This is a genomic window from Aquirufa beregesia (genome assembly GCF_011090385.1).
GTDB classification, from domain to species: domain Bacteria; phylum Bacteroidota; class Bacteroidia; order Cytophagales; family Spirosomataceae; genus Aquirufa; species Aquirufa beregesia.
Genome location: NZ_SEWW01000006.1, coordinates 63,867 through 74,150, shown reverse-complemented (window position 1 = coordinate 74,150; position 10,284 = coordinate 63,867). Strand labels below are relative to the sequence as shown.

7 protein-coding genes are annotated in these 10,284 nt (G+C 39.4%); 6 read left to right on the top strand and 1 reads right to left on the bottom strand.

The genetic code is table 11. The features are described from left to right. The 3 genes from EWU23_RS10120 to EWU23_RS10110 all read left to right on the top strand — a co-directional run bounded on the left by EWU23_RS10120 (position 1) and on the right by EWU23_RS10110 (position 2,949). Complete coding sequence (locus EWU23_RS10120; RefSeq protein WP_166231745.1) at positions 1–504, top strand: RNA polymerase sigma factor; 504 nt, start codon at positions 1–3, stop codon at positions 502–504. 137 nt (positions 505–641) lie between these two features. Next, complete coding sequence (locus EWU23_RS10115; protein WP_166231743.1) at positions 642–2,117, top strand: phytoene desaturase family protein; 1,476 nt, start codon at positions 642–644, stop codon at positions 2,115–2,117. A gap of 1 nt (position 2,118) precedes the next feature. After that, a complete protein-coding gene (locus EWU23_RS10110) occupies positions 2,119–2,949 on the top strand; it encodes a phytoene/squalene synthase family protein (protein ID WP_166231741.1) in 831 nt (276 codons plus the stop codon). A 98-nt stretch (positions 2,950–3,047) separates the two neighbouring features. On the opposite strand, the gene EWU23_RS10105 is transcribed toward EWU23_RS10110, so the two are convergent. Further along, positions 3,048–5,405, bottom strand: a complete 2,358-nt coding sequence (locus EWU23_RS10105) for a M1 family metallopeptidase (protein ID WP_166231739.1) — start codon at positions 5,403–5,405, stop codon at positions 3,048–3,050. A 175-nt stretch (positions 5,406–5,580) separates the two neighbouring features. On the opposite strand from EWU23_RS10105, the gene xylA reads away from it, so the two are divergent. From xylA to EWU23_RS10090, 3 genes are read left to right on the top strand one after another with little or no spacing between them, the layout of a single operon-like run. After that, on the top strand, positions 5,581–6,909 hold the full coding sequence (xylA, locus tag EWU23_RS10100; RefSeq protein WP_166231737.1) for a xylose isomerase: 1,329 nt from the start codon (positions 5,581–5,583) through the stop codon (positions 6,907–6,909). 4 nt (positions 6,910–6,913) lie between these two features. Further along, positions 6,914–9,619 carry a glycosyl hydrolase gene (locus EWU23_RS10095; protein WP_166231735.1) on the top strand — a complete coding sequence of 902 codons (2,706 nt, stop codon included), beginning with the start codon at positions 6,914–6,916 and terminating at the stop codon, positions 9,617–9,619. A 29-nt stretch (positions 9,620–9,648) separates the two neighbouring features. Further along, positions 9,649–10,275, top strand: coding sequence for a DNA alkylation repair protein (locus tag EWU23_RS10090; RefSeq protein WP_166231733.1), 627 nt, complete (start codon positions 9,649–9,651; stop codon positions 10,273–10,275). The last annotated feature ends 9 nt before the right edge of the window (positions 10,276–10,284 follow it).

The window sequence follows — 10,284 nt, the reverse complement described above, 5'->3', positions numbered from 1 at the left end:
ATGACAGCTCTTGAATTTACGTATCAGGTTGGAAGCTTTTCTAAGTTTTTGAAGCCCTTTGCATTACGTTTAACAAAAGACATGGATGATGCCAATGACTTGGTACAAGACACCTTGGTTAAGGCATATTCCAACCGTGAAAAGTATGCAGAAGGGACTAATTTAAAAGCTTGGTTGTTTACCATCATGAAAAACACGTTCATTACGCAATACCAGCGAATGGTTCGTCGAAATACCTTTATTGATACTACTGAGAATTTACACTTCATTAACTCACAAGAATCTTTACAAATCAATGGAGCATTATCTGAGTTTGTGCGTGAAGATTTGGAAAAGGCTTTAGATCAAACAGATGAGATGTATCGATTACCCTTTTTGATGTATTTCAGAGGATTTAAATACCATGAGATTTCGGAGAAATTGGACTTGCCTATTGGTACGGTTAAAAATCGAATCCATATTGCCCGTAAGGAATTAAAGAAAAAGTTATACATGTACGCGTAAAATTTCAGAATTGATTAGTTTTTTGGTTAACAGAAGAAATAAGTAAAAAGTCAGATTTTGTCTGGCTTTTTCTTTTACGCTGCGCAGCTCTTTTCAAAAGATGGTTATATTTGTTTAGGTTCGGTTAATTGGATAGGATGAAAAAGAAAAAGGTAATTGTTATTGGTGCTGGCTTTTCAGGAATATCGACGGCGACAGCTTTGGCCAACCTAGGATATGAGGTACAGGTATTGGAAAAGAATGCAGAACCAGGAGGAAGAGCCCGAGTTTTTAGAGAAGGGGGATTTGTATTTGATATGGGTCCAAGCTGGTATTGGATGCCTGACATTTTTGAAATCTATTTTAGTAAATTTGGAAAAAAGCCTTCTGATTATTATGAACTGAAACGTCTAGACCCATCCTATTCAGTCATATTGTCTGATTCAGAGGTTATTGATATTCCTGCTGACATGGAGGGAATTAAAGCCCTGTTTGAATCGTATGAGGAAGGAGCTTCCGCTCAATTAGACAAATTTTTAAAACAAGCCGCCTATAAGTATCGCGTGGGTATTCAGGATTTTGTTTGGCGCCCTTCGGTGAAAATCACAGAATTTTTAAGTTTAAAGCTGTTAGTGGATGCCATCCGGATGGATGTCTTTTCCTCCTTTTATAAGCATATCCGTAAATTTTTTAAGTCGGAAACCATTTTGAAATTAATGGAATTCCCCATTTTGTTTTTAGGAGCCATATCACAAAATACACCAGCTATGTATAGTTTGATGAATTTTGCTGAGATAACGCTGGGAACCTGGTACCCCATGGGTGGAATGCACCAGATTGTGAATGGCATGGTTGCCTTGGCAGAAGAAAAGCAAGTGAAGTTTACTTATAATGCCGAAGTAAAAGGCTTTGAAATAGTCAATAAACATGTTCGGGCGGTAAAGACTGCCAAGGGCTTAATTGAAGCAGATATGGTGGTGGCCAGTGCGGATTACCATTGGGTAGAACAATTGTTAGGAGATGATTTCAGAAACTATTCTGAGGAGTATTGGGATAAGCGTGTCATGGCTCCCTCATCCTTGTTGTTTTATCTAGGTATTTCCAAACGTCTACCCAAACTGAAACATCATAATTTGTTTTTTGATCGTGATTTTTCTGTGCATTCTCACGAGATTTATACTGATCCATCCTGGCCGTCGGAACCCTTATTTTATGCCAGTGCCCCTTCAGTCACAGACCCCTCCGTAGCACCAGAAGGATGTGAAAACCTCTTTTTGTTGATACCTATCGCTCCCAATTTAGAAGATACAGAAGCACACAGGGAAAAGTATTTCCTTCAGTTAATGGATCGCTTAGAAGCATATTGTGGAGAAAATATTCGAGATTTTATTGTGTATAAGCGTTCTTATGCGCATCAAGATTTTATGTCGGATTACCATGCATTTAAGGGGAATGCCTATGGATTAGCCAATACCTTATTTCAAACCGCTATTTTAAAACCTAGTTTGAAAAATAAGAAATTAGATAATTTGTATTACACGGGCCAATTGACTGTTCCAGGCCCAGGTGTTCCACCTTCCTTAATTTCTGGATTGGTGGTAGCCAATGAAGTAGATAAATCCCTAAGAAAATAGCATGACCCAGATTGATTTATATCAGCGTGTTTCTTTGGCTTGTTCCAAATTGTTGACTAATGCCTATTCCACTTCCTTTTCATCAGGAATAAAGACGTTGGCAAGCCGGTTTCACGATCCTGTTTATGCGATTTATGGATTTGTTCGTTTGGCAGATGAAATTGTAGATACTTTTCATGACCACGATAAAAAGGTTTTATTTGAGCGATTCAAAAAAGATACTTATTGGGCTTTGGATGAAAAAATAAGTTTGAATCCAATCCTAGAATCGTTTCAACGGGTTTTTCATGAATATGACATGGAGCGAGAATTAGTGGATGCATTTTTATATTCCATGGAGCTTGATTTGTTTGAAACCCAGTATGATGAAGCGGGGTATAAAAGATACATATATGGATCAGCAGAGGTGGTAGGATTAATGTGTTTACATGTGTTTTGTCGAGGGGATATATTAGCCTATCAAGCCTTAAAAACAGATGCCTGTGCTTTAGGGTCCGCTTTTCAGAAAATTAATTTTCTGCGAGATATCAAATCGGATTTTGAAGAGAGAGGAAGGGTGTATTTTCCCCATATCGACTATCTGACCATGACCGAAAAGGATAAAAAGGAAATAGAAGCAGATATTCAGTTGGATTTTGATGCAGGATTGCGCGGAATCAATCGTTTGCCCCATGAAGCTAAAAAGGGGGTACTTTTAGCCTATTTGTACTATACACGGTTATTCGAAAGAATTAAGCAGGCTCCTCTTGAGCAAATTAAAGAACAACGTATTCGCGTTTCAGATGGGGAGAAATTGTGGATTTATATTAAACAGATGAGTAGCCTTCTCTAAGAGTCATGGGCCATTTGTAAATAGATAATCATGTCTTTAAACGAAGCTGTCAACCCCAAGAGGTTGACAGCTTCGTTTATAATCAGATGGAGGAAGCATTAATTCTTTGATCCTGTAACTGCCCCAGCCGCTTTTTTAGCATTTTGTGCTTCTTGCATCGGGTTAGCTTGACCAGCACCATAGCTTCTCGGTTGGGCTTTAAATAATTGAACACGCGTAGGTTGTGCGGGTTCACGAGGGAATGAATTATCGTCTGCATCAATATCAGCGATTTCATAAAATGGATCAAGTGTCCATTTTGCCACCTTTTTACTGGTCGGGATGATTTTTTTCGCCTGCACATCATTTAATCGCCAAATTTCTGCGGGAAAACGAAGTACTTCTTCGGTACCATCTTCAAAGGTTAATTTAACAATAACGGGCATAGGTAAACCGCCCTTATTTTTAAAATTAACCACATAGAAATTCTTTCCTTCGGCTACCAATTTGCGCTCATCATCAGATAATGAAGCTAAATAGTCTTGGAATTTTTTCTTTTCTGCATCTGAGGTGGCAAAACGGTCATAGCTGTTGTAGAAGTCCTTCATGTCGGGCTCTTTTTCAACCACCGTTTCCTTGATATCTGTTTTATTGCGGATATTTGAAATAGTCTCCCTTTTGGCGGTAAAATCGGCCTTGGATTTAGCTTTTTGGGCTATAGGATCTTGGTTGTCAATGCCATACCAATCCACTGTTTCAATCGATTGATTGACGGGCTCTGTTCCATAGAACCATCCTCTCCAAAACCAATCCAAATCTACCCCAGAAGCATCTTCTAAGGTACGGAAGAAATCAGCAGGATAAGGTTGTTTGAATGCCCAGCGTCTTGCGTATTCTTTGAATGCATAATCAAATAACTCACGGCCCATCACCGTCTCACGAAGGATGTTTAAAGCAGCAGCTGGTTTAGCATAAGCATTATTCCCAAAATCCATGATGTTTTCTGAGTTGGCCATTACAGGAACCTGGTTTTTAGCATCTAAACGCATGTAAGGAATGATGCTTTGAGCTTCTCCTCGTCTAGCTGGGAAATTACGATCCCATTCTTGCTCGGCTAAATATTGACAGAACGTGTTTAAACCTTCATCCATCCATGACCATTGTCTTTCGTCAGAATTGATGATCATAGGGAAGAAATTGTGCCCAACCTCATGAATAATGACCCCAATCATGCCATTCTTTACATTTTCGGAATAGGTGCCATCCGCTTCTGGACGACCGCCATTGAATGAAATCATTGGGTATTCCATTCCACCCCCCAAAGTAGCATGGCATGAAATAGCTACAGGATATGGGTAAGCCACGGTTCTTTTAGAATAGGAGCGTAAGGTATGGGCCACTACCATGGTGGAATATTTCCCCCAAAGTGGATTCCCTTCTTTAGAATAATAGGACATAGCCCATACTTTTTTCCCTTCTACATCTACTTGCATGGCATCCCAAATGAATTTACGGGATGCAGTAAAAGCAAAATCACGAACATTGTCAGCCTTGTAGATCCACGTTTTTTTACCAGTTGGTTTTCCTTTTTCAGCTTGCTCAGCTTCTTCTTGATTGACTATTTCAACAGGTCGAGTCGCTGTTTTTGCCTTATCCCAACGTTTTAATTGAGTAGCAGTCATCACCTGATTAGGATTCAACAATTCTCCTCCAGCACCTACGACTATATCATTAGGAGCTGTGATAGCCACTTTATAATTACCAAAGTTTAAGGTAAATTCTCCTTGGCCTAAAAATTGCTTATGTTGCCAGCCATATACATCGTTATAAACAGCCATTCTAGGGAACCAATGTGCGATAAAATAATTGGCATTCCCATCTTTGGCAAAAAACTCATATCCTGACCGACCGTAATATTCCGTGATTAAATAATTCCAATCAATGGCAAAACTTACGCTAGCACCTGATTTAACGGGAGTAGCTAAGTCGATACGCATCATCGTTTGGTTAATGGTGTAACGTAAAGCATTTCCTTTGATGTCTTTTACCGCCGTAATTTTGTATCCATAACTTTTAGGATCCGTTAGTTCTTTAAAAGCGGAGGCAGAAATACCATTTTTGATATCGCCGGTTTTGGTCGTACTACCTGCCGACCCTTTTTCAAATAGATTTTGGTCTAATTGCAGCCATAAATAAGGTAATTCATCCGGTGAATTATTGAAATAAGTGATGGTCTCTGAACCCGTGATTTTTCTATTGATATCATCTAATTCAACTTTGATATCATAATCTGCGCGTTGCTGCCAGTAATCTTTACCAGGTGAACCACTAGCCGTACGATAACTATTAGGCGTGGGCAGGATGGATTCTAATTGCTCGAATCGATTGTTCGCATTATAAGTTCCAGCTGGAGATTGGCCAAAAATAGGACTAGCAAAAAGTCCTAGTAAAAGGAGGAAGAATAGTTTTTTTGTCATTGATGAGCTCTTTTTTTTCAAAAATAGAAAAAAGATTTTACTCTTTGTTCATCTAATCAAAACGCTCCGTTTATTATTAGGTAAGAGAGACTAAAAAAAAAGACAGATAGCTATTTTAGTCTTGGGTAGATTTTGTAGTTTTGAGGCTTATAGATATAAATTAAACTATTGAACCATGAGTGTGATTATAGGCCAAAAAGAATATTTCAAAGGCATCGAAAAAATTAAATTTGAAGGAGTTGATTCGGACAACCCTTTAGCATTTCGTTACTATGATGAAAATAGAGTAGTAGCGGGTAAAACCATGAAGGAGCACCTTCGTTTTGCTATTGCCTATTGGCACTCATTCTGTGGAGATGGTTCAGATCCGTTTGGACCGGGTACCCATCATTATCCATGGGATGTTGCATCTGACCCACGTCAACGTGCAGCTGATAAAGCGGATGCTGCATTTGAATTTATTACCAAAATTGGCGCACCTTTTTATTGTTTTCACGACGTGGATGCGATCGATCAATCCAATGATCCCAAAGAATTCGCCAGTCGAGTGCAATATATTTCTGACATCTTTGCCAAGAAACAGGCAGAAAGTGGTGTACAGCTACTATGGGGAACAGCTAACTTGTTTTCTAATGAGCGTTATATGAATGGCGCATCGACTAACCCCAATTTTGAAGTAGTAGCTCATGCTGGTGCTCAGTTAAAATCAGCCATTGATGCAACTATCAAATTAGGTGGTCGTGGTTATGTATTCTGGGGAGGTAGAGAAGGATATATGTCTTTATTGAATACCAACATGAAGCGTGAGCGTGAGCATTTTGCTCGTATGTTACATACTTGTGTGGAATATGCTCGCAGAAATGGATTTACAGGTAAGTTCTTCATTGAGCCAAAACCATGTGAGCCAACCAAACATCAATATGATTATGATTCTGCTACTGTGATTGGATTCTTGAGAGAGTTTGATTTATTGTCAGAATTTGGCTTAAATCTAGAGGTTAACCACGCTACATTAGCAGGTCATACTTTTGCACATGAGTGCCAAGTGGCTTCTGATAATGGCATGTTAGCTTCTTTGGATGCTAACCGTGGTGACTACCAAAATGGCTGGGATACGGATCAATTCCCAACGGATATTTATGAGTGGGCTGAAGCTATGGCCATTGTTTTACGTCAAGGTGGATTAGCTGGTGGTGGTATTAACTTTGATGCGAAACGTCGTAGAAATTCTACTGATGCAGCCGATTTATTCTATGCTCACGTAGGTGGAATGGATACCATTGCGCGATCGTTATTGATTGCAGATAAGATTTTGACTCACGGAGAAATGGATAAACTGAAAGCTGCTCGTTATGCTAGCTTTGATTCAGGTAAAGGTGCTGAATTTGAACAAGGTAAGTTGAAATTAGAAGACTTGTATCAAATTGCCACCGAAATTGGTGAGCCAGCATTGATATCTGGAAAGCAAGAATATTTAGAAAATTTATTGGGCAGATTTGTCTAAGAAAATGAAAAAAATACTCATTGTATTGCTGTTGATTTACAGCAATGTTAAAGCAGCAGGGCCGAAAGACCCTGCTCTTTTTTCTAGTGCCAAGCCTTGGGCTTATTGGTGGTGGCCAGGTAGTGCTGTTTCTGAGAAAGGAATAACACATAATCTAGAAGCCTTTACCAAGGCAGGTTTTGGAGGATTGCACATCATTCCTATCTATGGGGCAAAAGGGTATGAAAAGCAATTTTTGAATTACTTGAGTCCAGCATGGAATAATAAATTGACCTTTGTCCTGAAGGAAGCCAAAAGGTTACATCTCGGGATTGATTTAACTTTAGGAACAGGTTGGCCATACGGAGGTCCGCAAATTGGACTATCCGAAGCGGCTAAGGCTTATAAGATTCAATCCATGAATTTGTCTGAAGGAGAACATGTCGCTAGCATTTCTCCAGCATTAGATAAATTTCCCAATTCTCAATTAGTATCCATTACGTCTTATCAAGGCAACAATTTTCAAGAAGATTTATGGCTTTTGTATCAACAAGGTAAATTGTCAAGCTGGAAAGCAAAAACGTCTAATACAGTCATTTATCTGTTTTATCAAACCTTAACCCAACAAAAAGTCAAACGAGCAGCTCCCGGTGGAGAGGGATTGGTGATGGACCATTTTTCTCAAGAAGCATGGGATGCGTATAAACAACCTTTTGCCGCACTTTTGAAAAAATCACATGCTCCACTCAGAGCCATTTATACCGATTCTTATGAAGTTTATGGGGCCAATTTCAGCCCTCGCATATTTGATGAGTTTAAACGGATTAATGGCTATGATCTACGCCATTACTTGCCTGTATTGGCGGCAGCCAAAGCCGAGGACGAATTTCAAAATCAAGTGTGGGCGGATTATCACCGTACCTTGGCTGATATGTTGCTCAATCAATTTACTAAACCTTGGTCCAAATGGATTAAAAACCAAGGCTTCTTAAGTCGAGACCAAGCACATGGATCTCCCGGCAATTTGATTGATTTATATGCATCGGTGGATATTCCAGAGACTGAATTTTTCGGAAGTAAGCCCTATACCATTCCGGGGTATCGTATAGACCCAGATTATGACAGCGTGCGATTTGGCATACCGGATTTGCGGAATATTAAATTAGCCTCATCTGCGGCTGATATCATGGGTAAAAAACTGGTTTCTTGCGAAACAGCTACGTGGTTAGGTAACCATTTTAAGGTTTCTTTAGCTCAAGTAAAACCCATCATCGATGAAGTTTTTGTAGGAGGGGTGAACCATGTATTTTACCATGGCGCTACCTATTCTCCACCTGAAGTGGCTTGGCCAGGTTGGTTATTTTATGCTAGTACCAATTTTAATCCTCAAAGTCATTTTTGGGGTGCTTTACCAGAACTGAATAAATACATTGAAACATGTCAAAGCATGTTGCAGAAGTATCCTACGGATTCCGACTTGCTTTTGTATTTTCCTATGGAAGATATTTGGCATGAAAGAAATGCATCTGGGAAAACCCACGCCCTTGATTTACATGCCAATAGTCGAGATTGGATGATTCAAACGCCTTTTGGCAAGTGGTCCAATGCCTTACAAAACCGAGGTTTTCAGGTGGATTATGTGTCAGATTATTTGCTTAGTACTTTGCAAGTGGTAGCTCCCAAAAAATGGAAGGCCCCTTCTGGGAATATGTATAAAATGTTGCTGATTCCTCCTAGTACCCATTTGTCATTAGAAACCATGGAACTTTTGGCAAGCTGGGTGAAACAAGGAATGCCCGTTTATTTTTTAGAACATATTCCTTCGGTGGCAAGTACTTGGAATTATACGGAGGAACAAAAAGAGCGCTGGAATAAGGCGCGAGAAAGCTTTCTTTTGAGGGTGTTGTCTGATCCTGCAGATGCATTGACTCGCCATGCGGTGAGTAAGGAGACTATGGTAGAACAAGGACTTTCTTTTATTCGAAAGAGAACGGAAAATGGCTTTGCTTATTTTGTGACCAATTTGTCTAATCAGTTTACGGAAGGCAATATTTCATTGGCTAAATCTAGTGCAGGCATAGAAATGCTGAACCCTCTAACCCAAGAAGTAAAGAAAATTAAATTACCCAAAACTAAGCTACTTTCTCTAGTTTTAGCTCCGGGCGAAAGTCGGATTATCCGTGTATCAAATACTTTCAAGGGCGGAGTTCTGACTGCATTGACGGAAAAAAGTGAGGTTCATATTAAACCTACCAGCAAGATTCAAGTGGATTTTGTGCAAGGTGCGCCCATTTTGCCTCATTCGCAGCAACTAGATGAGTTGAATTATTGGACAAAGGAATCCTCTACGCATCAATTTAGTGGATCCGCTAAATACTCCTTTGATTTTTCATTAACAGCAGAGGAACTAAAATCAGCTAAGGTCCTTCATTTTGACCAAGTGCGTGACTGGGTTAAGGTAAAATTGAATGGAAAAGATTTGGGTATTGTTTGGTCTATCCCATTTCAATTGAACATTCCTACAGGAATATTGAAAGTAGAAAACCACATTGAATTGGAAGTAACGAATGTATCAGCCAATCGGATTCGTCAATTGGATAAGGAAGGTGGCAAATGGAAGAATTTCTATGAAATTAATTTTGTCGACATTCGCTATAACCCATTTGATGCGTCTAATTGGCCTATTACCGATAGTGGTCTTCAAGGAAAACTTTATTTAAGCAATCGATGATAATCCCGGTAGCGCATTTAGTTCAAAAAATGCAATCACATCGTCATGAGGAAAATGCGCATTGGATGAAGAAATACATGCGGGAGCAGTTTCTATTTTTGGGGATAAAGAAACCTATTAGGCATCAATTGTTAAAAGAGTGGTATGCCCAAGAGGGGAGAGGTCTAGATTGGTTTCAAGTGGCTAATGAATTATTTCGTTTAAAAGAAAGGGAATTTCAATACATCGCCTTGGATTATCTTCTGTTAGAGAAAAAAAACTGGGATGAACGTATTCCTCAATTGGTAGAAGATTGGATTGGAGATCAATCTTGGTGGGATGTGGTGGATGTCTTAGGGCCACATGTGATGGGAAATTATGTATTGAAACATCCCGATCAACGAGATTATTGGATTCAGCGATGGATGTCTTCGGGTAATTTTTGGTTGCAACGAGTTTGTCTATTATTTCAATTGACATATAAGCATAAAACGGATGTGGTATTGCTGGCCCGATTGATTCAAGAGCTATCCGAGGAGAAAGAGTTTTTTATCCAGAAAGCGATAGGCTGGTCATTAAGGCAATATGCCCGAGTGGATGGAGTTTGGGTGAAGGATTTTGTTCAATCGAATAATTTGGCCCCATTGAGTAGGAGAGAAGCGCTCAAACACCTATAAAAAAGCCTT